This is a genomic window from Paraliomyxa miuraensis (genome assembly GCF_026337845.1).
Classification (GTDB): Bacteria; Myxococcota_A; Polyangia; order Nannocystales; family Nannocystaceae; genus Paraliomyxa; species Paraliomyxa miuraensis.
Genome location: NZ_JAOVZF010000161.1, coordinates 148,836 through 174,119, shown reverse-complemented (window position 1 = coordinate 174,119; position 25,284 = coordinate 148,836). Strand labels below are relative to the sequence as shown.

Annotated in this window: 23 protein-coding genes; 18 read left to right on the top strand and 5 right to left on the bottom strand. The window is 69.6% G+C overall.

Features of this window, described 5'->3' with window-relative positions; translation table 11 throughout:
* Position 1 precedes the first annotated feature (1 nt).
* From OEB96_RS36155 to OEB96_RS36100, 12 genes are all read left to right on the top strand, one after another.
* On the top strand, positions 2-1,492 hold the full coding sequence (locus OEB96_RS36155; RefSeq protein WP_266221435.1) for a polysaccharide pyruvyl transferase family protein: 1,491 nt from the start codon (positions 2-4) through the stop codon (positions 1,490-1,492).
* Positions 1,489-3,267: an AMP-dependent synthetase/ligase gene (locus OEB96_RS36150; protein WP_266221434.1), complete on the top strand. Its 1,779-nt coding sequence runs from the start codon at positions 1,489-1,491 to the stop codon at positions 3,265-3,267. Before OEB96_RS36155 ends, OEB96_RS36150 begins: the two co-directional genes overlap by 4 nt.
* A gap of 20 nt (positions 3,268-3,287) precedes the next feature.
* Positions 3,288-4,064 carry an enoyl-CoA hydratase/isomerase family protein gene (locus OEB96_RS36145; protein ID WP_266221433.1) on the top strand — a complete coding sequence of 259 codons (777 nt, stop codon included), beginning with the start codon at positions 3,288-3,290 and terminating at the stop codon, positions 4,062-4,064.
* Positions 4,065-4,104: 40 nt separating this feature from the next.
* Positions 4,105-4,338 carry an acyl carrier protein gene (locus OEB96_RS36140; RefSeq protein WP_266221432.1) on the top strand — a complete coding sequence of 78 codons (234 nt, stop codon included), beginning with the start codon at positions 4,105-4,107 and terminating at the stop codon, positions 4,336-4,338.
* 48 nt (positions 4,339-4,386) lie between these two features.
* A complete protein-coding gene (locus tag OEB96_RS36135) occupies positions 4,387-5,079 on the top strand; it encodes a hypothetical protein (protein ID WP_266221431.1) in 693 nt (230 codons plus the stop codon).
* An 8-nt stretch (positions 5,080-5,087) separates the two neighbouring features.
* A complete protein-coding gene (locus tag OEB96_RS36130; RefSeq protein ID WP_266221430.1) occupies positions 5,088-6,824 on the top strand; it encodes an AMP-binding protein in 1,737 nt (578 codons plus the stop codon).
* Positions 6,825-6,954: 130 nt separating this feature from the next.
* Complete coding sequence (locus tag OEB96_RS36125; protein WP_266221429.1) at positions 6,955-8,613, top strand: glycosyltransferase family 87 protein; 1,659 nt, start codon at positions 6,955-6,957, stop codon at positions 8,611-8,613.
* Positions 8,614-8,771: 158 nt separating this feature from the next.
* Positions 8,772-9,362, top strand: a complete 591-nt coding sequence (locus OEB96_RS36120) for a hypothetical protein (RefSeq protein WP_266221428.1) — start codon at positions 8,772-8,774, stop codon at positions 9,360-9,362.
* Positions 9,363-9,369: 7 nt separating this feature from the next.
* A complete protein-coding gene (locus tag OEB96_RS36115) occupies positions 9,370-9,555 on the top strand; it encodes a hypothetical protein (protein ID WP_266221427.1) in 186 nt (61 codons plus the stop codon).
* Positions 9,556-9,719: 164 nt separating this feature from the next.
* The gene (locus OEB96_RS36110) at positions 9,720-10,622 is read left to right on the top strand and encodes a diacylglycerol/lipid kinase family protein (RefSeq protein WP_266221426.1); all 903 of its coding nucleotides are present in this window, start codon (positions 9,720-9,722) and stop codon (positions 10,620-10,622) included.
* 133 nt (positions 10,623-10,755) lie between these two features.
* Positions 10,756-11,535, top strand: coding sequence for a hypothetical protein (locus tag OEB96_RS36105; protein WP_266221425.1), 780 nt, complete (start codon positions 10,756-10,758; stop codon positions 11,533-11,535).
* A 2-nt stretch (positions 11,536-11,537) separates the two neighbouring features.
* Positions 11,538-11,921, top strand: coding sequence for a hypothetical protein (locus OEB96_RS36100; protein ID WP_266221424.1), 384 nt, complete (start codon positions 11,538-11,540; stop codon positions 11,919-11,921).
* Positions 11,922-11,967: 46 nt separating this feature from the next.
* Here the strand turns inward: OEB96_RS36100 and OEB96_RS36095 are convergent, their stop codons facing one another.
* Positions 11,968-13,077, bottom strand: coding sequence for a DUF418 domain-containing transporter (locus OEB96_RS36095; RefSeq protein WP_407674726.1), 1,110 nt, complete (start codon positions 13,075-13,077; stop codon positions 11,968-11,970).
* Between the two features lie 26 nt (positions 13,078-13,103).
* Between OEB96_RS36095 and OEB96_RS36090 the strand changes: the two genes are divergently transcribed.
* Entirely contained in the window at positions 13,104-14,333 is a 1,230-nt protein-coding gene (locus OEB96_RS36090) for a DNA polymerase IV (RefSeq protein WP_266221422.1), read from the top strand.
* 20 nt (positions 14,334-14,353) lie between these two features.
* Here the strand turns inward: OEB96_RS36090 and OEB96_RS36085 are convergent, their stop codons facing one another.
* Both OEB96_RS36085 and OEB96_RS36080 read right to left on the bottom strand, forming a co-directional pair.
* Positions 14,354-15,088, bottom strand: a complete 735-nt coding sequence (locus OEB96_RS36085) for an HNH endonuclease family protein (protein WP_266221421.1) — start codon at positions 15,086-15,088, stop codon at positions 14,354-14,356.
* Positions 15,089-15,171: 83 nt separating this feature from the next.
* Entirely contained in the window at positions 15,172-16,491 is a 1,320-nt protein-coding gene (locus tag OEB96_RS36080) for an AAA family ATPase (protein ID WP_266221420.1), read from the bottom strand.
* Between the two features lie 141 nt (positions 16,492-16,632).
* Between OEB96_RS36080 and OEB96_RS36075 the strand changes: the two genes are divergently transcribed.
* Positions 16,633-17,253 carry a hypothetical protein gene (locus OEB96_RS36075; protein WP_266221419.1) on the top strand — a complete coding sequence of 207 codons (621 nt, stop codon included), beginning with the start codon at positions 16,633-16,635 and terminating at the stop codon, positions 17,251-17,253.
* 36 nt (positions 17,254-17,289) lie between these two features.
* Positions 17,290-18,237 carry a carboxylesterase family protein gene (locus tag OEB96_RS36070; RefSeq protein WP_266221418.1) on the top strand — a complete coding sequence of 316 codons (948 nt, stop codon included), beginning with the start codon at positions 17,290-17,292 and terminating at the stop codon, positions 18,235-18,237.
* 90 nt (positions 18,238-18,327) lie between these two features.
* Here OEB96_RS36070 and OEB96_RS36065 read toward each other — a convergent pair whose 3' ends face one another.
* Complete coding sequence (locus tag OEB96_RS36065) at positions 18,328-19,254, bottom strand: ribulose phosphate epimerase (RefSeq protein WP_266221417.1); 927 nt, start codon at positions 19,252-19,254, stop codon at positions 18,328-18,330.
* Positions 19,255-19,459: 205 nt separating this feature from the next.
* On the opposite strand from OEB96_RS36065, the gene OEB96_RS36060 reads away from it, so the two are divergent.
* Positions 19,460-21,313: an FG-GAP repeat domain-containing protein gene (locus OEB96_RS36060; protein ID WP_266221416.1), complete on the top strand. Its 1,854-nt coding sequence runs from the start codon at positions 19,460-19,462 to the stop codon at positions 21,311-21,313.
* On the opposite strand, the gene OEB96_RS36055 is transcribed toward OEB96_RS36060, so the two are convergent.
* Positions 21,288-23,786, bottom strand: a complete 2,499-nt coding sequence (locus OEB96_RS36055; RefSeq protein ID WP_266221415.1) for a serine/threonine-protein kinase — start codon at positions 23,784-23,786, stop codon at positions 21,288-21,290. The two genes, OEB96_RS36060 and OEB96_RS36055, sit on opposite strands and share 26 nt — an antisense overlap.
* Before the next feature lie 113 nt (positions 23,787-23,899).
* On the opposite strand from OEB96_RS36055, the gene OEB96_RS36050 reads away from it, so the two are divergent.
* Both OEB96_RS36050 and OEB96_RS36045 read left to right on the top strand, forming a co-directional pair.
* The gene (locus OEB96_RS36050; protein WP_266221414.1) at positions 23,900-24,853 is read left to right on the top strand and encodes a penicillin-binding transpeptidase domain-containing protein; all 954 of its coding nucleotides are present in this window, start codon (positions 23,900-23,902) and stop codon (positions 24,851-24,853) included.
* A gap of 78 nt (positions 24,854-24,931) precedes the next feature.
* Positions 24,932-25,276 (top strand): DMP19 family protein, encoded by a 345-nt coding sequence (locus OEB96_RS36045; RefSeq protein ID WP_266221413.1) that lies wholly within the window; start codon positions 24,932-24,934, stop codon positions 25,274-25,276.
* The last annotated feature ends 8 nt before the right edge of the window (positions 25,277-25,284 follow it).

Sequence of the window (25,284 nt, the reverse complement as noted above, 5' to 3'; positions counted from 1 at the left end):
CATGGCCAGCTTCTTCAAGAGCGGCTCCCTGTTCAAGACCGGGATCCTCGGTCGCCTGAGCGACGCGCTCGAGCCCGATCGCGTGCTCATGGAGGCGATGAACGCCATGATCGAGCTCGCGGCCCAAAGGCGCGCGCTCGACATCGACCAGGAGACCTGGGCGCCCGGCAACCCCCTCAAGCTGATCCTCGCCGGCTACGTGGGCACCCGCAACACGGGCGCCGACGTGAGGGTGGAAGAGATGATCCGCCAGTTCCGCCACGTCATCGGCGACGATCAGCTCGAGCTGTCGATCATGACGCTGAACGAGCGGCGCACGGCGGGCTACTTCCGCGCCGTGCGGCAGCTCGAGATGCCGGTGCTGTTCCCCAAGTTCTTGTTCGACGAGTGCCCCAAGCACCACGGCGTGGTCGCGTGCGAGGGCTCGATGTTCAAGAGCAAGTTCGCCTCGGCGCTGTCGACCATGATGGCGGGGGCGCTGGGCATGGCGGCGGTGGAGAACAAGCTCGCGGTCGGCTACGGGGCCGAGGCCGGCGCGATGTCGCCGGCGCTGCGCGACTTCGTCAAGCGCCACTGCAAGCACGCGCTGGTGCAGTGCCGCAACGAGCCGTCGCGCGACGTGCTGGGTCGGCTGGGCGTGCGCACCACCGGGGGCACCGACACCGCGTGGACCTTCGAGCCTGCTCCGCTGGCCGAAGGCGCACAGCTGCTGCGCGAGCGCGGCTGGGACGGCGAGAAGAAGGTGCTGGTGGTGTGCCCGATCAACCCGTTCTGGTGGCCGGTCAAGCCCGACCTGGGCAAGGCGGCCGCCAAGACGCTGGCGGGGCAGTTCAAGAAGGAGCACTACCGCTCGATCTACTTCCACCACAGCTCCGTCGAGGCCGACGAGAAGTACGAGCGCTACCTCGACGGCCTGGCCTTCGCGGTGCGCGAGTTCTGCAAGGGCCGCGACGTGCTCCCCATCATGGTCGGCATGGAGCGGGTCGATCGCCTGGCCTGCGATGCGATGGCGGAGCGCCTTCGAGAGCTGGGCAACGTGCCCTGCTTCATCAGCGACGACTACGACATGTACCAGCTGGTCTCGGTGCTCCGAAACTGCTCGTACATGGTCAGCTCGCGCTTCCACGCCATCGTCACCTCGATGCCGGGGCTGGTGCCCTCGGCCGGGGTCACCATGGACGAGCGCATCCGCAACCTCATGAACGATCGCGGCCACCCCGATCTGTTCCTCGAGGTCGACGAGGACGGGCTGGGCGAGAAGGTGCTCGCGATCTTGCTGAGGCTCGAGGCGGAGAGCGAGAAGATCTCCGAGGACATCGGGCGGGTGATCCCGCAGCAGCTCGCGCTCATGGGCCAGATGGGCATCGACTTCATGGACGAGCTGTGCCGGGTGTATCCCGAGTTCCCTCGCCGTGATCTGCCGCGCACCTGGCAAGCTCACCTGCCGTCGCTGGAGCCCGCGCTCGAGCGACTGATGGAGCGGTACGCATGAGCTTCCTCGAGCGCATCTTCGACAACCTCGAGCAGCAGCCCGAGCGGACCAAGCTCATCGAGGTTCGGGGCACGTCGCTCGTGGGCACCGATGGTGCGGGGATCCTCGAGCTGGTGGGGCGGGCCCGCGCGGCCATGGAAGCAGCGGGGCTGCAGCCCGGCGACCGCGTGGCGCTGCTGGCCCCCAACTCCACCCGCTGGGTGGCCGCCGACCTGGCGGTGCTGGCGGCCGGAGCGATCGTGGTGCCGCTTTACGACCGCCAGGATCCCAAGGAGCTGGCGATCATGATGCGCTCGGCCGAGCCGCGCCTGCTCTTGGCCGCGACCAAGGAGCTGGCGGCGCCTGTGATGGAGGCGTGGGAGGCCGATGGTGGGTCGAAGGGCTGCACCGTGCTCGACTTCGAGGCGTTGTTCGAGCCGTCGCCCTCGGCCAAGGGGCTGCACCCGCGCGCCGAGGACGACACGGTCGCGATCATCTACACCTCGGGCACCAGCGGTGAGCCCAAGGGGGTGATGCTGTCGCGCGCCAACATCGACTACATGATCCCCCAGACCATCGCTCGCATCGCGCGGGTGGTGGGCGGGAAGGCCTCTGGCGCCGCCGGCGACGAGATCGGAGGGCCGCCGAGGAAGGCCGGCCCCGACCGCGTGTTCCACTTCTTGCCGTTCTGCTTCGCGGCCTCGCGCATGATGCTGTGGACGCAGATGTCGCGGCCCAACCCGCTGATGATGTCCACCGACCTGAACAACCTGGTGGTGGAGATGGCGGTGGCCAAGCCCAACTACTTCCTCAACGTGCCGGCCGTGCTCGAGCGGATCCGCAACGGGGTGGGAGCCAAGCTCCGGGAGCGGGGCGGGGCGGGGCTCAAGATCTACGAGCGAGCGGTGCAGGCCCACGGACGGTCGCTGGCCGGGACCATGGGGCTGCTCGACACCGTGGCCCTCGAGCTGGGTCGACGGGTGGTGTTCAGCAAGATCAAGCAGCAGATCGGGCCCAACCTCGAGTTCTTGATCTCCGGCTCGGCGCCGCTGTCGGCCGACACCCAGCGCTGGTTCCAGATGCTGGGCATCCCCGTCTACCAGGCCTACGGCTTGACCGAGACCACCGGCATCGTCTCGCTCGACGACCCGGACAAGGTCGAGGCAGGCAAGGTGGGCGTGCCGCTGCCGGGCCAGGCGCTGAAGGTCAGTGAAGAGGGCGAGCTGCTGGTCAAGGGCCCCAACATCTTCCAGGGCTACTGGCGCAAGCCCGAGGAGACCGAGGCGGCGATTCGCGACCAGTGGTTCCACACCGGAGATCAGGTCGAGATCGACGAGGCCACGGGCAACCTGCGGATCGTCGGCCGCATCAAGAACCTCATCATTCCCGAGTCCGGCCACAACATCTCGCCCGAGCCCATCGAGGAGAAGTTCATGGCGGCGTGCCCGGAGGCCGAGCAGTGCATGCTGGTGGGGCATGGGCGCGCCCACGTGGCGATCATCGTCACCGGCAAGCCGTCGCAGGAGGCAGTCGATCGGGCGATCGAGGCGGTCAACGCCGATCTGCCGTTCTACAAGCGCATTCGCGGGGCGCTGCGGGCGGACGAGGCCTTCACCGTGGACAACGGGCTGCTCACCGCCAACCAAAAGCTGCGGCGACGGGTGATCGAGGATCACTTCAAGGCCCAGATCGACGCGCTCTATGCCGAGGTGGCCCGACTCAAGGGCGCCAAGCCCACCAAGGGCGCCAAGGCCAGCGGGGGCGCCAAGGCCAGCGGGGGCACCGAGGCCAGCTAGCCCGCGGGCGGGAGCGCACGATGATCGAGTGGTCACTGATCGAGGGGGTGTACGAGCTGCGGCTGGGTGTCGAGCCGTGCAACGAGATCGGCACCACCATGCTCGCCGCGCTCGAGCGCTTCCTCGATCAGGTCGACACCGAGTCGGCCCACGCGCTCGTCATTCGCAGCACGGTGCGCGGCGGATTCTCGGCCGGGGCCGACCTGCGCGAGCTCTACGAGGAGCTGCGCCAGCGACCCGAGCGCGAGCACGAGGACGCGCTGCGCGAGTTCATCGATCGGATCCACTCGGTGATGGATCGGCTCGACATGCTGCCGCTGACCACCATCGGGGTGATCCACGGGATCTGCTTCGGCGGTGGCTTCGAGCTGGCGCTCACCTGCGACATCCTCATCGCCGAGCGCAGCGCTCGCTTCGGCTTCCCCGAGCTGCGGCTGGGGATCATCCCGGGCTTTGGCGGCATTCCCCGCTTGCGCCGCGACGTGAGCAACGCGGTGGTGCGGGATCTGTTGCTCACCGGTCGCAGCATCAACGCCAAGAAGGCGCAGCAGATCGGCCTGGTGAGCCAGATGGTGCCCACGGGTGAGGGCCTGCGGGCGGCCATGGCCACCGCGCGCCAGGCCACCAAGTTCGATCGCGAGGCGGCCAAGACCTGCAAGCGCTTCATGAAGCCGCTGCCGGTCGAGGAGCTCGCCCAGGAAAAGGAGCACTTCATTCGCCTGGCCCAGCGACCGGTGCTCAAGCTCGCGCTGAAGAAATTCGTGGAGAGCGACGACCCGCGGCCGTACCTGCCGTGAGCGCCCATCCCGAGCAGAGCCCCCCGAAGAGACCCGAGCCATGACCGACGTCCTCGATCGACTGATTCGCCTTGCCGCCAAGAAGTACGGAGCCGACGCCGACGCGCTGAAGGCCGACGACGACGTGTTCGAGAGCCTCGGCATCGACAGCTTTGCCGCGGCGGAGCTCATGAGCGAGCTCGAGCTCGAGTTCGACGTGGAGATCCCCGACTACGAGCTGCAGGGGGTCAAGACCTTCGGAGGGCTGGCGGCCGTGATCGACAAGCGGCGCTAGCGACGAGCGACGTCGACCCGCTGGAACCCACGCGCATGGACCCTCGCGATGACCGAGCGCTACAGCCCCACCGAAGCCAAGCTGGCGCTCGCGCGCACGGCCGAGCTGCAGGTGGCGCGCGAGCGCAGCACGGTGGGCGTGACGCGCGAGGAGCTGCAGCGGATCGCAGGCGACACCGGTCTCGATGTCGACCTGCTCGACCAGGCCCTCGGCGAGCTGGAGGACAGCCGGGTGCAGTCGCACCTGCAGTCGCGCTTGCTCGCCACGGTCGTGCGCTGCGAGCTGCTGCGCCCGCTGTCGGACGACGAGCGGACCGAGCTGTCCAGCCGGCTGGCGCACGAGCGGGGCGAGTCGGGGCGCTGGGAGGAGCTGCCCTCGGGTCGGGTGTGGCGCTCGCCCTCGCTGCGGCTCGAGCTACGCAGCACCGCGCGGGGCGATCTCTTGCGGGTGACGGCGCGCAAGCGCTGGCCGGTGCTCGCGATGGCGCTCGGGGTCCCCGCGGCCGCGGGAGCGCTGGCGCTGGCCGTGCGGGCGCTCTACTCGTGGAAGCTGGGGATCGAGTCGATCGCCGTGGCCGTGTTCCTCGGCGCGCTGGTGCTCGGATGGTTCCTGGTGTTCGTGCTCGATGGGCAACGCTCCCGTGCCGCCGGGGAGCGGCTGCGGGCCCTGCTCGAGCAGACGGTGCGGCCGCTGCCCGCCGCTCCTTCGACTCCCAGTCCTCCTCGTGCTCTCCCGGAGTGAGTTGACCGATGCTTCAACTGAGCCGCATCCAATCGGTGGGCGAGGCGATCCGCGACGCCACCGTGACCTTCAAGTCCAACGAGGCCCTCATCGAGGCCGAGCGCCACCGCGAGAACGGGCGCTGGACCTACGCGCAGCTCCGGTCCGAGGCCGAGCGCTTCGCGGCGCTCTTGCAGGAGCAGGGCCTGCAGCCCGGCGATCGCTGCGCGATCGTCATGCAAAACCAGAGCAAGTGGATCTTCAGCGGGTTGGGGGCCTTGTGGGCCGGGGCCGCGCTGGTGCCGATCGACTACAAGCTCACCGCTCGCGAGCAGCTCGAGCTGCTCGAGCACTGCAAGCCGCGGGTGCTGGTCACGGAGTACGGCGAGTGGACCAAGCTCCAGCGCGAGCAACAGCTGCAGCGCGAGCAGCAGCGGGGCGCGGCGCTCGAGCGCACGCTGGTGCTGGTGACCGAGGCGCCCGAGGGCGCCGAGCTCGGGCCGGCCCGCCGCTGGGAGCAGGAGCCCGCGGGGAGCTTTCGCTACTGCGAGCGCAGCCGCGAGGACGTGGCCTGCATCGTGTACAGCTCGGGCACCTCGGGCACGCCCAAGGGCTGCATGCTCACCCACGGCAACTACCTCGCGCAGGCGGAGATCCTCGGCAACCTCTATCCGCTGGCCGAGGACGAGCGCTTCTTCTCGGTGCTGCCCACCAACCATGCCATCGACTTCATGGTGGGGTTCATCGTGCCGCTGCTGATGGGCGGCGGAATCGTGCACCAGCGGACGCTGCGGCCCCAGTTCCTGCGGGCCACCATGAAGAAGTACGGGATCACCCACATCGCGCTGGTCCCCTCGATCCTGAAGAACCTCGAGAAGCGGATCCGCGAGCGGCTGGACGAGCTTCCCGGCTGGCAGCGGCAGCTGGTGGACGGGCTCATCCGCACCAACGAGATCGTCACCCGCAAGGCGCCCAACCACCGGCTCTCGAGCACCTTGCTGCGGCCGATCCACGAGTCGCTGGGCGGCAAGCTCAAGTACATCTTCGCGGGCGGCACCTTCGTGGATCGCAAGCTCGCCGAGTTCTTCTACGAGCTGGGGATCCCGGTGGTGATCGGCTACGGGCTCACCGAGGCGAGCACCGTGATCACGGTCAATGATCTCAAGCCGTTCCGCAGCGATACCGTGGGCAAGGCGGTGCAGGGCGTGAAGGTGGAGATCCGCAACGCCAACGAGGCCGGCGTGGGCGAGGTGTGGGTGCGTGGGCCCACCGTGATGAAGGGCTACCTCGACGCGCCCGAGCTCACCGAGGAGGCCATCGTGGACGGATGGCTGCGCACGGGCGATCTCGGCTCGCTGGACATCAGCGGGCACCTTCGGCTGATGGGGCGCGCCAAGAACATGATCGTCACCGAGGGGGGCAAGAACATCTACCCCGAGGACATCGAGGCCGTGTTCGAGGGGCTGCCGGGGATCGAGGAGTACTGCGTGTTCGCGGCCGACTACATCTGGCCGCGCGGGTCGATGATCGGGGAGCAGCTCTTGGTGGTGCTGCGGCCCGAGGGCGACTGGCCGAGCGACGAGTGCCTGCAGGAGCTGCGGACGCGCAACCGCAGGCTGCCGGACTTCAAGCGGCTGTCGGCGTTCGTGGTGGAGCGCGAGGAGTTCCCCGCGACGGCGTCGCTGAAGGTCAAGCGGGGCGAGCTGGCCGAGCGGCTGCGGGGGAAGGCGCGGGACGAGGCGGTGCGGGGGCTCGACGAGGGGTGAGGGGCCTTGACGGGCCGATGGAAACTGTCCCGACGCGCACCTGCTGGGATGAGGGCCGTCGAGGCGCGGTGCCCCGTCGAGTCGCGCCATCCGTGATAATGAGGCACCTCGCGAGCCGAGGCGCAGCCCCATGCCAGCCCCCATCCGCCGCAATCTCGAGCGCTGGCTGTTCACCGGTCTCGTCGCGCTGCTGCTCGCGCCGGTGATCGCCCAGGGACTCGACCGCCCGCTCGCCAGCCTGTTCGCCAGCCGTCCAAGCGGCTCGGTGCTCACCGTCTGCTCGCTGGTCATCGCCCTCACGGGCTGGCTCGTCGTTGCGATGCGAGAACACGCCAGGCCGTACCCCGCGTGGGGCGCCACGGGCCTCGTCGGGGTCGTGTTGGTGCTGGCGCTCGGCCTGGGCATGTCCGGGGCGAGCGCGCTCGTGGCGGTGACGGGCGCCACGGTGATGCTGTCGCGCTGGCTTCCGGCCCGACTGCCGGCGGCACTCGATGGGATCGCGTCACGCCGACGCGTCCTGACGATCGCCTACGTGGTGATGGCGCTGATCTCGGTCGTGCAGGTGGCCCGCGTCAGCGTGTTCATTGCCGATCCCACGCGTACCGATGCACAGGTCGTACCCGGGCTCGAGTTCCTCGAGCGGCACTCGTGCCTCACCGCCTACGTGCGCGCCAGTGAGATGGCCCGCGACGGCGTGGACGACCTCTATCGGGCCGAGCGCTGGCCCATCGACCTCGAGGCCGAGGCTCGGCCCCAGACCCCGTTCTCTCCGTTCGACATCGATCCGTTCTTCTATCCGCCGCCCTTTCTCCTGGTCGCGGAGCTGCTGGCCCCGATGCGCGGCGACTTCCTCGCCCAGCGGGCGGCATGGTTTGGCCTCAACGGGCTCTTGGTCGCGCTCGCGCTGGGTCTGGCGGCGCGCTCGTTCGGCGGGGCCAGGTGGCATCGAGCGCTCCTGTTCGCGCCGCTGTTCTTTGCCAGCCTGCCCGTGCTCGTCCTGCTCCAGGTCGGCAACGCACAGGCGGCCGTGGTCGTGGCCGCCGTGCTGGCAATGCTCGCCTTCGAGGTCGACCGACCCGCCCTCGGTGGCTTCGCGCTCGCGCTCGCGACGATGGCCAAGATCTCTCCGGGGATCCTCGGCGTGATCCTGCTCGTACGAGGTCGCTGGCGGGCCGTGGCGTGGACCGCGGGCTTTGGGGCGCTCATGCTGGTGGCCACGCTGCTGGTGTACGGGCTCGATCCGCTCGAGTCATGGGTGAGCTACGCCTTGCCGCGCCTGAGCTCGGGTGAGGCGTTCTCCGTCATGCTCCGCCACCCCGAGAGCATCGCCGTCAATCAGTCGCCGTCGGGCGTGGCCTTCAAGCTCGGGCTCATCGGGATCGACGTGGGCGATCCATGGCCGCTCGCGCGGTGGATCAACCGCGTCGTCACGATCGTGGTCGTGGTGCTGGCCGTCGTGATCGGACGACGTCAGCGTGCGCCGGTCGAGGGCACGCTCACCTCGCGGGCGCTGGCATGGATGGCGTTGCTGTTCCTCACGGCGCTCCGCAGTCCGTTTGCCCCGGGCTACGTCATCTTTGCCCTCGCCTGGGCGATCACGTTGCTGACCACCGAGGTCCGGACCATGCGCGGCGGGCTGGCGCTGCTGGCTCTGTGGGCCGTGGTGACGCTCTTGCCTCCGCTCTCGCCCGAGGCCCTGGCCGTCTACTTCACGCTCCCGCAGGTCGCCGCGATCGCCGTGTCGCTGTGGCTCATCCTTCGCGGCTCGCCGGCGTTGCCCGCCTCGTGAGGCACGCCGGGAGGTGGCCACCGAGGGTGGTGACGCGGATCTCGCGCGAGCTGGATCCGTGGGCTCTTCGCACCTCGAGCGCCCGCTCTCGATGATCCTGGAAAAAGATCGTCGATTTCCTGCAACGCCGCGTCGCGGTGGCCGATGGAAGGAGCAGCATGTCTCGCCCCTGCTCCCGCTCCTCCGTCCTCCCCTCGGCCCGCCTCTCCGCCAACCAGCCCACCCGAAATCACGCGGGTCCCCTGGGCCTGGCCCGCTCGTTCGAGATCGTCAAGCCCGAGCTGCTGCGCGTGCCCGCCAGCGTCGAGGTACCGGTCGACATCGACGTCCCTCGCTCGGCCCGTGCCGCGCTGCGAACGGCCAAGCGGCTCGCCACGCTGCTGCCCGCGCTGGGGCAGCTCGGTGACTTCGAGCTGCGCCCGATCCGTCGCCTGCGGTTCTACGCCGGTGCGGCCCTCTACATGCACCTGCTCGTGCTCTCCGAGGGCACCGACCACCTGCCCCACGTGGTCATGCGCGACGCTGCGTTCGCGTTGTTCCTGCAGGCGCACCAGCACTGCCTGCGCGGCGTGATGCGCCTGCGCTGGGCCGAGAACGACGCGGGTGCCTACCTGCCCCCGCTGTGCCGACGCAAGCCGTGGATGCTCCGCCGCGCCGCGCCGACGGCTCGCACCGTCACCACTCGGGAGATCGCCGCCGGCCGAAATTCTCTCGCCAACCCTGCAACGCCACGCTCCGGTGGCCGATAGAAGGAACATGATGAGTCATCACCCCCAACCCCCGCTGCCGATCTCCTGCCTCGCGCCCTGCCCCAGCAGTTCGTTCCTCGGCGCTCCCGCCCACGACTCCGCCTACGAGGTCACCGTCGAGCTCGATCCTCCCCAGGGCCCGCAGGCTCCCCCCCGGGCACGCCTGCCCAGCGAGGAGGAGACGATGGTCTGAGCGAGATCCACACCGAGTGTCACGCATCGCATGGGCGAGGGCGTCGTCTTGGGATTGCGACGACGCCCTCGCCATCCTTGCCAGGACTCTCGTGCGCCTCTCGACGACGTACGCCTCGTGCCTGGCGTGCGCGCGCGCGTTCGGGCAGACTCGCAGCCGCCAGCATGAGCGACGCCTACCTCGCCGTGATCAATCCTGCCGCCGGTGGAGGCCGCTGTGGCAAGCACTTTCCCGCCGCGCTCGAGCGCCTGCGCGAGGCCGGAATCGAGGTCGATACCGCGCAGACCTCCGGTCCGGGGCAGGCCTCCGAGCTGGTCCGCGCGGCGTGGGCCGAGGGCCGCCGCCGCTTCATCGCCGTGGGAGGCGACGGCACGGGCTACGAGGTCGTCAACGGCCTGTTCCCCGCCGCGACCGGCTCGACCGAGCGCCCCGTGCTCGGCTTCCTCCCGCTGGGGACCGGCAACTCGTTCTTGCGCGATTTCACGGATCAGGGCGCCGAGCACACCATCGAGGCGTTGTCGAAGGGAGCGCGTCGCCCGTGCGACGTGATCCGCCTGACGCATGCCGATGGCGCGCTGCACTACATCAACATCCTGTCGATCGGCTTCGTCGCCGACGTCAACGGCCTGCGTGCGCGTCGGTTCAAGCGCTGGGGCGAATTCGGCTACGTGCTCGCGGTGATCACAGCGGTGGCCGGGCTGCGAGCCCGCGGCTACCCGATGCGGGTCGACGAGGGCGAGCTCGACGAGGCCCTGCAGGTGTTCTCGTCGTTCAACAACAGCAAGTTCACCGGCGGCAAGATGATGATGGCCCCCCACGCCGACACCTCGGACGGCAAGATCGCGGTGATTCGCGTGGGCGAGATGGGACGCCTGAGCCTGCTGGCAACGTTCCCCAAGATCTTCGGGGGCACCCACGTCCACCACCCTGCGGTGACCACGTGCCAGGCCGTCCGGGTGGAGCTGTCCGTGAGCGAGGCCATCGACGTGATGGTCGACGGCGAGGCGCTGCAGGTGGTGCCCCGGGTGCTCGACGTGCTGCCCGGTGCGCTCGACGTGGTGGTGTAGCGGCGCCCCCGGGCGCAGCGGTAAGCTCCAGTCGTCCATGCTCGTACGCTCGTTTTCGCTTGGTCGGCTCGGTCTCCCGGTGACGTTGGCGCTGGGTGCGTTGCTCGGTGGTTGCTTCGAGGAGGATCCTCCCATGCTCGATCCTTCCACGACCTCGGGCACGACGAGCACCACCGAGGGCACCTCGATGTCGACGACGAGCACCACCGCGCCGCCGACGACGACCAGCATGACCACCGATCCCACCGTGGACCCCATGACCACGGGCACGACCACGGTCGATCCATCCGAGACGGCCGACAGCACCACGAGCGTCGGCACCACGGACACCGACACCACCGGTCCCGTCGATCCTTGCGAGCTGGCGTGCGACGGCCTGGCCTGCGGCCCGTCCGAGGGCTGTGCCTGTGGCGATTGCAGTCCCATGGCGACGTGTGCCGACGACCAGACCTACTGCGGCCTGCCGGTCGGCTTCTTCAACGACTTTGGCAGCACCGCGCTGGTCAACGGCCAGGTGCAGCTGGGCTTCCGCTTCCAGGTGTTCGAGGAGCGCGTGGTCCGGCGGCTGGCGGTGATCTCCGGCGGGGCCGGGGTCGACGTGCGCATGGCGCTCTACACCCACGACGGCGTCGGCCCGGCCGATCGCATCGCCCAGACCGGTGCGGTCACCCTCTACGCCAACGGGGTCAACGAGTTCGACGTGGGGGCCACGACCATCATGCCCGGCGAGTACTGGGTGATGCTGCACACCGCGGGCAGCACCCCGCTGGCGCGCACCTTCAACGGCGACAATGGCTACGAGGAAGCGGTGCGGATCAACATCCCGTTCATGGATGGGTTCCCGATGACCATGAACGACGAGATGGTCATCACCGACTACCGCTACAACCTGTACATGGTAGTGGAGGACTGAGCATGCCCGTCTCGATTCCCGGTCTGCCCGCCGAGTCCCAGGAGTTGTTCGAGCGGCTGCACGACGCACCGCTCGAGTCGGCGGATGTGCTCCGCAAGGAGCTGCGCGAGTACGTGGCGCGCAGCGGCTGGGCCACGCGAGACAACGAGCTGCTCGACGTGACGCAGGTCGAGGCGCTCGCGCGCGGCTGTGAGGAGCTGCTGACGCTGGCGGAGGGGGCCGACGAGGCCACGCAGCGCCTGGTCGGGGCGGCCGTGCGCTACTTCGTGGCCGAGGCCGACGTGGAGCCCGACCGCGAGTCGCTGTGGGGGCTCGACGACGATGCCGCGGTCTGCCGTGCGGTGGCCCGCCACCTCGGGCGCGGGGATCTGTTCGAGGGGGCGTGAGCGTCGCCGCGAGCGCGGCAGGTGCTCGCGCCCCGAGCCCTCCCGCTCAACCCGCGATCTTGCGCAGCAGCCACTCTGCGCCGAAGCGATAGCCCACCCGCTGCCACGGGCGCGAGGCGAGGATCGACAGGATCACGAACCCGAAGATCACCGCCAGCGCCGCATTGGCCGAGAGCCCGCGCCACCAGTGGATGGGCCGGCTCAGCTCGCGAAACAGCACCACGTGCAGCATCAACAGCGTCAGCGAGATGCGACCCAGCGTGACCAGGGGGTGGTCGTCGGCGATCGGCCGGCGAGTCTCGAGCCAGGCCACGAAGGCGATGAGCAGCAGCGCTCCGCCCAGCAGCAGCCCCGCGATGGCCACCGACGCGGGGTAGAAGCCCAGGTGCAGCTCGAAGCCCCGCTGGATCCATGGGTGTGCCACGGGGGCTCGCGCCAGGAGGTGGCCGCCACCTCCCACGGCCACGAAGCATGCGCCCAGCAGCGCGATGCGCCCGTGGCGTTCGGCCTTGATGAAGCGACCCGCGCAGAACCCCGCCAGGTAGAAGCACAGCCACGGCAGGATCGGGAATTGCCCCTCGGCCAGGGCCAGGCGCAGCGGTCCGCCCGGGAGGCTGGTGTCGCGCATGCGCGGGTTGTCGAGCGGGATCGGCGTGTTCAGCCACAGCTGGACCGCGACGGTGCTGATCAGCACGCACGCGCAGCCCAGCAGCAGCACCGGCGTGGGCAGCCGTCGCCACACCGGGGCCAGGGCCATGGCAAAGCCCATCATGTGCAGCACGAACCATGAGCCCCACGAGAACCAGCTGGGGGTCAAGAAGTTCAGCGCGAGGCCGAACAGCATCAGCACCAGCCCGCGACGCACCAGCGTCACGTCGGTGCGCGGGCGGCCGGCGGCCACGAACAGGGCGCTGCCCACTCCGGCCAGGCTCACGAACAGCGGCGCCGCCATGCCCCCCAGCGCGTTGAAACCCACCAGCAGCGGGTAGTCGAGCTGACGCTCGCCGGGCCCCGGGCCATGCCACAGCCAGATGCCCACGTGCTGCTCGATCATCAGGAACACCGCGATGCCGCGGAGGGCGTCGAGGGCGAGCAGGCGGCGGGATGGGCGTGGGGTGCTCACGGTGACAGCCGTCGGAGACGGATCGGGCCGCATGCTAGATTGCCAGCCCCGCCCGCGCCATGGCCTCGGCGTTGCGCACGATCTTCCACGTGGACATGGACGCCTTCTTCGCGTCGGTGGAGCTGCGCGACGATCCCTCGCTACGGGGAAAGCCGGTGCTGGTGGGGGGCGAGGGACGCCGTGGGGTGGTGGCAGCCGCGAGCTACGAGGCGCGGCGCTTTGGCTGTCACTCGGCCCAGCCGATGGCGGTGGCGCTGCGTCGCTGCCCTCATGCGGTGGTGCTGCCCCCGCGCTTCGACGCCTACAGCGAGGCATCGGCCCAGGTGTTCGAGGTGTTCGATCGCTTCTCGCCCCTGGTGGAAGGGCTGTCGATCGACGAGGCATTCCTCGACATGACGGGCACCGAGCGCCTGCTCGGTCCGCCTCGGACGGCGGCAGAGGCCCTGCGGTCGGCGGTGCGGCAGCGCACGCAGCTGACGTGCTCGGTGGGGATCTCGGCGGTCAAGTTCATCGCCAAGCTCGCCTCGGCGATCGACAAGCCCGACGGGCTCACCGAGGTCTTGCCGGGCACGGAGCTGGAGTTCCTGGCGACGCTGCCGATCGGCAAGCTGTGGGGGGTGGGCGACAAGACCGAGGCTCGCCTGCGCGAGCACGGGGTGCGGACGGTTGGCGACCTGCGGCGGATCTCGGCCGACGCCTTGCAGCGCATGTTCGGCGAGCACGGCCTGCACCTGCACGCGCTGGCCCACGCCCGGGACGACCGCGAGGTGATTCCGGGCCGCGAGCGCAAGCAGGTGAGCCACGAGGACACCTATGCGGTCGACGTGGTGGGTGAGGAGGCGCTGCGTCGCAAGCTGCTGTCGCAGGCCACGCGCGTGGCCGACCGGCTCACCGCCAAGGGGATCGGCGGCCGCAAGGTGCAGCTCAAGATCCGCGACATCGACTTTCGCACGGAGACCCGGCAGTGCACGCTGCCGGAGCCCACGAGCGAGGCGCGGGTGATCTACGACGCCGTGTGTCGGCTGCTGCAGGAGCTGGAGCTCGCCGGGCGTAGGTTTCGGCTCACGGGGGTGGGGGTGGGGCAGCTTCAGGATGTGCGTGCGCCCAGGCAGCTCGATCTGCTCGCGGCCGTCGAGCCGCCCGCCGAGGCGAGGGGACAGCGGCTGCAAGGGGTGCTCTCGGAGGTGCGCAGGAAGTTCGGCCACCAGGCGCTCTATCCGGCCGAGGCGGGCTCGAACGAGCGCGAAGGCTCGGCCGGCGGGTTCACCACGACGCTCGAGGAGGATTGATGTCGCGGCGGTGGCCTGGGTCAGAGCGGGAGCTTCCAGACCCTGCGCACGAAGTAGCGGCACATCCCGGCGTAGCTCGCGTCGTCGGCCATCATGGATTCGATCTTGCGTTCGATCTCTGCACGCAGGGGATCGTTGCCCGGTAGCTTCGCCCGTACTCGGACGTAGAGCTTCAGGTCCACGTACTTGGCCCAGCGCTCACGATAGAGTTCTTCGCGGTTGAGACCCAGGACGCGCACACACGCCTTCACCCGTCGCTGGGTGGCCGCGCGGCGGCTGGCCGGAACCACCATGACCGCTTCTTCGATGGAGTCGACCTTCCAGGCGAGCAGCGACGAGGGATCCTCGCGGTAGGGGTCGATCAGATCCGCACGTTCGGCCTTGGCCTCGGCCCAGTAGGCGCCGAGACAGTAGCGGGCATCGCCATCGAGGGGACATGGCGCGAGGCTCCCCGCAATCTCCGAGAGCACGGCATCGTCCAGATCCCACTCGGTCATGCGGGCGCCCGCCACGGGGAACTGGGCTCTCTTGTAGCTCTCGTTGCAAATCTGGCAGGCGAACAGCCAGTTGTCCCAGCAATACGCGAGCCACCAGTAGATGGTCTTGGGGCGAAAGTGCTCTATGTCGCCGTGCGCGACCGTATCGGTGCGTGCCTCGCAATACGCACACTTCCCGAACGACTCGCGCTTGAGCCAGCGCTTGGCGGCGGACCAGTGCCTCTCGCTGGGTTCCTCCCCCGCGAGGTGGCGCTGCATCAGGTCGAGCTCATGTCGATTCTTGCTGGGTGATCGGTACTTTCGGGGAATCGAAGTATCATTGCGAATTCGCTGAAGCGAGATCATCGACGGCTCCGGGTCGACTTCTTGGTGGCCTTCTTCTTTTTCTTCTTGGTGACCTCGTTCACTTCGGACAGCTCGGCGAGGCGCGCCTCGATGCGGGCGAGCAGCTGAGTGCGGCGCTCGGGTGCCTCGTCGCGGGTCCACTCGGGCATCGAGTCGAGCTCGGCCTCGAGTCGGGCAAGCTCGTCTCGCTCCGAAGCCGCGAGCCTGCGCTTCTTGCGCAGTTCGTGCAGCCGGGCCCGTGCATTCTCGACGTACTGCGAGCTCATCGGGATCCCGAAGATGGGATCCGCCAGGAGCTGATGGATGAATAGCTTGCGGGGCTCGCCCGCGAACGGGACGATCTGCGGCCCATCGTCGGAGCTGCGCTCGATCGCATACAGCTCGCCCTCGTCGACTTGCTGAGCCGTGAGCGGTGAGTGAGTCGTGGCGACGAACTGGAAGTTGGGCAGGAGTTGGCGCAGGTATTCGATCAAGCGCCGTTGCCACTGTGGGTGCAGGTGCAGCTCGATCTCGTCGAGCAGCAGCAAGCCAGGGGCTTCGAGCGGGCGTTTGGCAATCTCGAAGGTGTCGGTCAGCCGAAACAGCAGGTCACCGACCCACGCCACGACGCTCTGGAAGCCGTCGCTGAGCTGTGAGAACGGCAGATCTCCGTCCTCGGTGCGAAAGATCAGCTCACGCTGGTCCTTGTCGATGTCGACGAAACCCACGCCGGGCATCAGGATGCTCTCGAGGGCGTGCCGGATCAGGGACAGGGCCTGGGCGCCGCGGCGGTAGTCGAGGTCCATCGCCCACGACTCGATCGACACCAGCTCCTCGAAGGGTGAGAACAACGTGGCTACGGCACTGGCGCGCGGTTGAACGATGCCCGTGCGCGATCGTGCCCGTAGGGCCTCGGCGGATGCACGGCGAGACACGCCGTAGCCGACCGTGGGTAGCCATCCCTGGTCGGCGATGATGCCGTCGAGGTAGGCCAGCGACTCTTCGTTGCGGTCGAGCACCCTGCGGATGGTGTCGTCGCGGTGGATCTCGAGCTCGACCACGAAGGGCGTCGCATCGGGTGCAGTGTTCTGCAGCTCGGCCCGAATCACCGCGCGCTTGGCTCCGTTGCGCACCCACTCGTGCGGCAGACCGATGAGATCCGTCAAGGCATCGCTGCCCGTGGTGGCCAACGCGATCGCCCGCAAGAGCGTGCTCTTGCCCACGCCGTTGACCCCCAGCAGCAACGTCCAGGGCCTCACCACGTCGCTGTCGACGAAGTTCAACGAGGCGCGGCGGAAGCCCCGAACGTTCTCGATCTCCAGGCGGCGCAGGAACACTCGTCGACAGGGATACCACTCACCCCGGCGCCGCTCCAAGGCCGCACGCGAAGCCGCGCCACCAGGGCACACGATCCGGGATCGAGCCCAATCGTCTCCAGGTGGGAACCCGACGGCGCGTGGTCCGTAGGACTGCTGGTCATGTCCAAGGCCTCGAGCACCGTCGTGTCTTCGGGGGCCAAGGGGCGTCGTCGTCCCGTGGTCCGTCGTCGTCTTCTCTTCGTTCGCGGCTGGCAAAGCTGGCTCGTTGCAGCCCTGTGGGCGCTGGCGAGCACCGCATGGGCCGCGGAGCCGCCCTCCAACGTTCGCTACACCCGGCCGCCGCCCAAGGTGCGGGTGGCCAACGGCAATCCCAAGGCTCGGGTCGACGCGGCGCGCAAGGAGGTGGCCGAGGCGCCCAGCGGTCCCTCGAGCGCCGGAGCACCGCTTCCCCAGCGTCGCATCGACGTGGAGCTGGCCGCCATCGATGCCCAGCTCGACCTGCTCGAGGCGTTGCTGCAGGAGGCCAGCCCCAACGACGACGAGTACCCGGACTACCTGTTCCGCTACGCGTCCCTCCAGCTCGACCGCAAGGCGATCTTCGAGGATCAAGCCGGGGCTCTCTACGAGGAGATCCACGCGCTGAAGGAGCAGGGCAAGCACGAGGCCGCCAAGCGCCTGGTCGCCCGCCAGCAGCGGCTGCGGCAGCAGGCCCGCGCCGCCAGCGAGTCGGCCGTGAAGGCGTACGCCTTGCTCGTGGGCAACCGGCCCTGGGCCGGCTAGATCGGTCGCCGAGTCGACACGATATACTCGCCTTCCATGGCCACCCGCTGCCTCGCGGCCTTGCTCGCGCTGCCGCTGCTCGCCTGCGGAAGCGACTCCCTGCCGAGCACGAGCTCCGGTTGTCCTTCGGTCACCTGTGACGGCGGCTCGCTCTCGGACGGAGGCGAGCCGACCGGCACGACCATCACCACCACGCTCGGCACCACGCTCGGCACCTCCGGCGTCGACTCGACCGCCACCTCGAGCCCCGACTCCGCGACCATCACGGATGGGAGCAGCGAGACCACCGGGCCCTTCGTCGAGCCCAGCTCGGCGCGTCATACTCCACGCCCTCTGGGCGAGACGACGTCGCCGCAGGGCTACTGGGAGTACCTACCCCCCGACTACGAGCAGTCCTCGGATCATCCCCTGATGGTCTACTTGCATGGCATTGGGGCCAACGGCAACGGCACCACCCAGCTCGATCGAGTGCTGATCAACGGACCGGCCAAGCTCATCGACGACGACCAGTGGCCCTACGAGCGCCCCTTCGTGGTGCTCTCGCCGCAGCACGCGGGCTCCGGCTGTACCACCGTGGCCGAGATCCAGTCCTTCCTCGCCTACGCCATCGATGCCTACGCCATCGATCCCGACCGGGTCCATCTCACCGGGATCAGCTGCGGGGCCATCGGGGCCTGGGACTACCTGGGCAACTATTTCGTCGATCAGATCACCTCCGCGGTGCTCATCGCCGGTGATGGGCGCGGCGCCCTTGCCTACGCTGGCTGTGCGCTGGGCCAGGTGCCCATCTGGGCGTTCCATGGCGAGGACGACGAGGTGGTCGAGCCGCAGGGCACCATCGAGCCGATCGAGGCGCTACTGGCCTGCGAGCCCACCCCCGACGTGCAGATGACGATCTATCCCGGCGTGCGCCACGAGTCCTGGCACCGGGTCTACGACCTCTCGGCCGGCGACGACATCTACTCCTGGATGCTGGCTCACTGATGCCGCCTCGCGGCGACGGCCGCGACGCGCGATGACGAGCTCGCCCCTCCGAGGGTGGCGAGCTCGCCGTACCGCGAGGGCAAGCACCGCCTACGTCGGCAGCACGCAAGCGCCCACGTGCTCGAGCCCGGGCGGCTCGGCGCCCATCTCGAACCAGGGCTCGCAAGCCTGCCCCATCAGCGAGCAACCGGCGTCGGGATCCGCATCGCTCAGATCACAGAACTCGCTGCAGCAGCCCACCGCTCCGGCGCAGCCGGGGACCACGTCGGCGTTGGCGCAGAACAGGCCCGGATCGCAGGCGTTGAGGTACTCGCAGGGATCGGCGGGAGCACCCCCCTCGCCGGAGGCATCCACGATGCACACGAAGCCCTCGCTGCCGTTGGCCGGCAGACAGGCCGCGCTGCCCATGCAGTCCTGCAGGATCGGGTCGCACTCGCGACGGCAGAGGATCAGCACGCCGTCGTTGGAGATCGAGCACAAGAAACCGTCGTCGCACATGGGCGCGGCCTCGGAGCCCTCGCAGAAGCCCACGCAGGTGCCGGTGCCGGTCTCGGGGTCGACGTAGTAGCACATCGAGCCCACGTCGCAGTCGTCGATGCCGCTGACGCCGCTGCCCTCGACCATGCACTCGTCGCCCACCTGACCGGGGTTCTCGTCGACCGGGCTGCAGCGCGTGGCGTTCCAGGAGTTGCCGCCGTTGTTCGCCCACGGCATGCACTTCTCTCCCGGCGGGCAATCCTGCATCCAGATGTCGCACTCGATCTCGGTGCCACCTCCATCGGGCGGGAGCAGGAAGTTCATGCCCGTGGTGCTCTCGTCGGCACCACCCGAGCTGCTGCTGCTGCTCATGCCCATGCCGCTGTCGGTGACCGAGGGATCGGGCGGCATGAAGCTGGTGCTGCCTTGACCCGTGTCCTCCATCATCGAAGGTCCGTCGTCCGCGACCGGTTGGTCGTCCTTGGTGCCGCACGCCAGCGCGAGCGTGCCCATGAGCGAGAGAATCAAGGTGCGATTCATTGGCTTCGTGACCTTTGTGAGGGAGTGTCGGTCGAGTATGGACACGGCGGACCGGTCATGTCGAGGGCCACGGCTACATTTCTTGCTCGGATCGATCCCTTGACGGCTGGCCGGGTCGGGATCGCGCGGAGGGCGGGGCCATATACTCCGGCCGGCCGTCCGCCGAGGCTCCTTCCTCACTCGGTGGGCGCCCCTTGGAGGCACCTTGAATCGACATGCACTGACCACGATCGCGGCGCTCGCCGGCCTGTTCGTCTGCCGTCCCGCTTGGGCCGGCAATCCGCTGTTCGATCTCATCCCCGACGCGCTCGATCCCCAGGCGTGCGGCGGCTCGGGTTGCTGGACCAATCACCTGCGGGTGACCGACATCGACGGCGACGACGACCTCGATCTGTTGCTGGCCAACTACTCCGATTTCTTCGGCGGCAGCAACGACCCCGAGCCGCTGGTGGTCTACACCAATGACGGCAGCGCCAATTTCACCAACACCTCGGCGGCCGCGGTGGGTGGCTACACGGGCAACCTGCGGATGATCGCGGTCGGAGACGTGGACGGCGACGGGGCCGTGGACGTGTTCGCCCCCCAGGGCAACGGCGGGCCGTACGTGCTGTTCATGAACGACGGCAGCGGGGTGTTCACCGACGAGGCCGACATGCGCCTGCCCGCGGGCGACTACCCGGCCGGAGCCGCGGCGCGCATGGGCGACGTGGATGGCGACGGGGATCTCGACATCTTCAGTGCCGACGCCTACGCCAGCGGAGGCCCGCCGTACGGGCGGCTCTACATCAACGACGGCCTGGGCAATTTCGAGGAGGCCATGGGCGCGATCCCGGGGTCGATCTCCGGGGTGGACATCGACGACGTCGAATTCCTCGACGTCGACCGCGACTTCGACCTCGACCTGTTCGTCAACGCGCACAACGGCGGGACCGGAGCCCTGTGGCTGAACGACGGCACGGGCACGTTCGCCGCCGGTCCCTCGGTGTCGCCGCCCGGGAACAACGGCAACCACTACAACGCGGCCCCCTGCGACGTGGATGGCGACGGGGATCTCGACATGTGGATCGACAACATCGGGGGTGGGTACACCGAGCAGCTGCTCATCAACGATGGCTCGGGCAACCTCACCGACGAGACCGCGGCGCGGGTCAGCGGCAACCCGGGCGCGGACGACAACGGGGTGATCTGCGCCGACATCGACGACGACGGGGACTTCGACGGGGTGGTCATCACCCTCAGCGGCACCGAGCGCTTGCTTGAGAACGACGGCACGGGGAACTTCACCTACGTGCCGGGGATCTTCCCGCCGCCCGGCAACTGCAGCCTGTGGGGCGAGTTCGGCGATCTCAACGGCGATGGCCGCTTCGATCTGATCACGGGCCAGGGCGAGTGCAGCAGCTCCGACGAGGTCTACCTGGCCAACCAGTTCCTGCCGCCCGACTCGCTCCCGCCCAAGATCATCGCGGTGGAGGATCCTAGCCCGGTGGCGGCCGGAGTGGAGCCCGCGGTGCGCTTCGCGGTCAGCGATCGCACGGTGACCGACGAGGGGCCGCGTCTCGATCGCGCGTTCATCGTGGTCGATCCCGACGGCGCGGGCACGATCATCGACGCCACGTTCATGGGCGGCGACCTGTTCCGCGCGGTGCTGCCGGCCGGCAACGACGGCGAGCTGGTCACCTACCAGGCGTGTGCGGAGGACCGCAACGCCAACCTCGCGTGCTCGGACCCGCAGGTCTACGAGGTCGGCGGCGAGCCGCCCGGTGGCACCGACAGCTCGGGCGGCGCGGTCGACAGCTCGGGCGGCGGCCCGGATACCGATGACGGGGTGGACAGCGCCACGATCGGAACGATGACCACGATGACCACGATGACGGCGTCGGCCACGGTCACCGCCTCGGCCGGCGACGCGGGCGAGGACACCGAGACCGACTCGGCCGGTGGTGCCGACGACGGGGACGGGGGCGGCTGCGGCTGCCGTCAGTCGTCGTCGGGGGGCGCGGCGTGGAGCCTGCTGCTGCTGGGCCTGCTGGCGATCAACCGGCGTCGTGGCCGAGGTTGACGATCACCTCCACGAAGTCCCGGATGAAGCGGCGGGGCTGGGGTTCGGGCTGACCCGGGAGGGCGGCCCGAATCCGCTCCGCTAGCACCCGCGCGGGCTCGTGGGCGCGGTCGAAGATCACGGTGGAGCTCGACGAGGGAGGCGCGCGTAGATCGATCACCGTCACGGGCAGACCCGCGGCTGCCATTTGGGTGGCGAGCTCGCGAGTCCGCCGCTGACCGGCGCCGGCCTCGACCAGGCGGATCTGGGGGCCGATCGAGCGCACCGCCCATCGTCGTTGACGGAGCCCTTCGTCTGCATCGCTCGGCTGCGCGTCGACCTCGAGCAGCAGCAGCATGCGGCTTGCATCGGGCGACCAGTAGGCCAGCACGCGGCCCACGGCGGCTGGAGCCTCTCCCTGTGGGCGTGCGAGGTTGGCGAGGCGGTGCGTGCCCAATGCCGTCGCGATCTCCCACAGCGGCCATTGCTGGTCGCCGCGCTCGAGTCGGACCGTCATCTCGGGCCCATCCACGTTGGATCTCGACAGCACCTGCTGGGGCTGCACCGACCAGCGAAAGGCCACCCCGAGGTCCGACGGCGGCAGGCTCAGCTTGGTGCCCTCGGGGGCATCCTTGGCTTGCACGACGAGGCGAGCATCGTGCGGGCCGCTGCGGCTGGGGGCGGTCTTGACGAGCCCCAGCGCATCGCGGGCCGCGGGCCAGTCGCCGTGCGGTCGAGCCTCCGAGGCGGCCTTGTCGAGCTTCTTTTGGGCCTTGGTCTGGGCCTCGCCTCCTTCGCGGCTCACGAGGTACGACGCGACCGTGGTGCCGGTGAGGGCGTCGTGAACCTGGACGAGCGTGATGCGGTAGGGCTCGATCGGGGGGGCCGGAGCCGGCGAGCCATCGGCAAGCGGTTCCTTGGGGGCCTTGGGCTTGCGATCGGCTCGATGCTCCACCTCGAGTGCGAATCGGTGTCCGGGTGTGCTCCAGCCCAGGAAGCGCACGTCGTGGGCGCTCGGCTCGAGCTGCGTGCGCAGGGGAACGACCGGCTCGAGCGCGGGATCGTCGGGGTCGACCGATGGCAGCGCGGCGGTGGGGTCGGGGTCGGCCGTGTCCTCGGTGCCGGGCTCGTCACCGGACGAGACCGCCGCGGCGGCGCTGGTGCTCGCGCCCGGCTGGGGCTCGATCGGCTCGTCGGTGATGGCGGCCGTGGGCGTGGGCGTGGGCTCGATCGTGCTCGCCCCGAGCCGTTGCCACGCGAAGTAGCCACCGCCGGCCAGGGCGCTCACCGCCAGCGCCACGGCGAGCGTCACGACCACGGGTGAGGTTCGCGGGCGCGCCGAGGTCCCGGTTGCGTGGGGCAGCGGCGGCACGGAGCCGTGGTCGTGCAGGGGGGCCGGGTCGGCGTGGGTCGACTCGCCCTCGGCCAGCGAGCGCGCGTTGGCGATCGTGTCGGCGTGCACCACTGCGCTGGCGTCCCACTTGGCGCCCTCGGTGGCGTTCGTCGCCTCGGCGCTCGTGGGCGCGTAGGGATCGGTCACGCTGTCGCTGGGGCGCAGCGGCACGTCGGGAAGCAGGCGAGCGGCCGCCTCGGGATCCTCGGGCAGCAGGCCCTGCAGCGCCTGACCGGCCGTGGCCGCGTCGGGGAAGCGACGCGAGGGCTCGCGGTCGAGGCAGCGCAGGAACCATGCATCGAACTCGTTGGGCAACGGATCGAGTGCGCCCAGGGCCGCCGCGCGCTGCGAGGGCGGCTCGATCGGCTTGAACAGTTGCTCGACGAACAGGGCCTGCACGTTGCTCGAGGCGGCATGGGCGGCGAGCCAGTAGTGCTTGCCGGTCAGGGCCCAGAACGCCAGCAGCCCCAGCGCCCACACATCGGTGGCGGGGGTCGGTCGCTGGGCGTTGAGCTGCTCGGGAGACATCCACAGCGGCGAGCCCACCGTGTCGGTCTCGGTGGCGCCGGTGCCCGACTCCTGCACCACCTTGGCGATGCCGAAGTCGAGGATCTTGAGCGTGAAGGGCACCCCGGCGCGTCGCGAGCGAGCGATGAACACGTTGGCGGGCTTGAGGTCGCGGTGCACCACGGCCGCGCGATGGGCCGAGGCCAGCCCGTGACACAGCTGACCCACCACCTCGCGCAGCTGCCCGGGGGACAGGGGTCCCTGGTGCCGCGCCACCGCTCCGAGGTCGGCGCCGTCGAGCAGCTCCATGGCCAGCCACGGTCGCCCGGTCTCGTCGTCGATGCCCGCCCCGATCACCTCGACCACGTGCTCGCTGTCGATCGAGGCGCCGACGGTGGCCTCTCGCACGAAGCGCTCGCGGCCCTTGGGGTCGGCGGCCAGGCGAGTGGTGACGAGCTTGAGCGCCCGCAGCTTGCGGGTGCTCAGTTGCTCGGCCCGATACACCGCCCCCATGCCTCCCTCGGCGAGGAGGTCGACGATCCGGTAGTCGCGGGCGAAGACCGAGCCCGGGGCGAGCCGCGGCGCCAGGGCCATGCGCCGCGCAGTCTACCAAGCTCGGGGGCGCCTGCTCGGGAATGCGCCCGGAGGGCTCGGGCGTCGGGCAGCCCGAGATGAAGCGATTGGCTCCAAGATGCCGTAGATGGGCCGTGATCGGCCCCTGGGTGCTCGGCGCGTGCAGCCGGGCGTCGGTGGTCCCGGCGCCCGAAGCCGGGGTCGAGGCGGGGGCTCCGACCCCGGCCGTGAGCGAGTCGGAGACGCCGGACGTGGTCCTCCTCGAGGGGGTCGAGCACCCGGGCTGCTTCCTGTTGCGGTCGCTCGACGGCGGCCCGGTCCGGCAAGCAGGGGCGCAGCCGTGCGACGAGCGGACCACTCCTGCCTCGACCTTCAAGATCCCGCACGCGCTCATCGCCCTCGACACCGGGGTGGTGGTCGACGTCGACGCGCAGGTCGAGTGGGACGGGAAGAAGCGCTGGAACCCGGTGTGGGACCAGCCCCACAGCTTGCGCACCGCGATCTACGAGTCGGTGGTGTGGTTCTTCCAGGGCACGGCGCGGCAGATCGGTCGCGAGCGCATGCGGCAGTACCTCGAGGCGTTCGAATACGGCAATGCCCGCGTCGAGGAGCCGATCGACATGTTCTGGCTCGACGGCGGCAGCTTGGAGATCAGCCCCGAGGAGCAGCTGCGCTTTCTGACCAGGCTCTATCGCGAAGGCCCTGCGACGCCGTCAGGCGGCGCCTCCGGAGGGGCCGCCAGGGAGGGCCTGCCGCGCGGGCAGGAGCACGTGCCCATGCTGCGCGAGCTGCTGATCCGTCCACCGTCGTCGTTCGCGGGCCGCATGCCCGACGGCATGACGGTCCCCGATGCTCACCCCGAGCTGGTGTTCAGCGCCAAGACCGGCACCGACGCCGTCACGACGCCGCACGGCGAGGGCAGCGTGACGTGGCTGGTGGGCCACGTGGCCTGCCCCGATCGCGCCCATGTGTTCGTGAGCCGGGTGATCTCCGAGGAGGAGCCGCAGTCGGACTCGCCCGCGGCCGGCCATGGGCTCGCGGCGCTCGACCAGCTCGGTGTGCTTCGCTGCAAGACGCCTTGGCGTTGACTTCCGGGAGTGACGGCGGGACCGTGCTCGGGTCGTGCCCACCACCCCACGCTCCCCCCGGCCTGCGGGGATCCCCGCGTGCCTCCCCCCGTGCTGGCTGCGCTCGACGGGCTGCGAGCGTGCATGCGCGACCTACGAAACGGCGGCTTCGATCAGTTCGTCTGGAATCACGGGGCGGAGCGCGCCCGCGAGATCGGTCGGGCCTGGCGCGAGGTCGGAGCGGTGGAGAACGGTGAGCTCCTGTGCCGGCTCGCGGATGTGCTCGACACGCAAGAGCCCTTCGAACCGGACCAGGTCGTGGCCGCGTTCCATCGCTATCGCGTGGAGGTGAAGGGCCCCGAATTCGAGGTCCCGGGGGTCGAGGACGAGCTCGAGGAAGCGCTGCTCGAGTGGGCCATCGAGCACGCCGAGCTCTTCGGCTGATCCGGTCC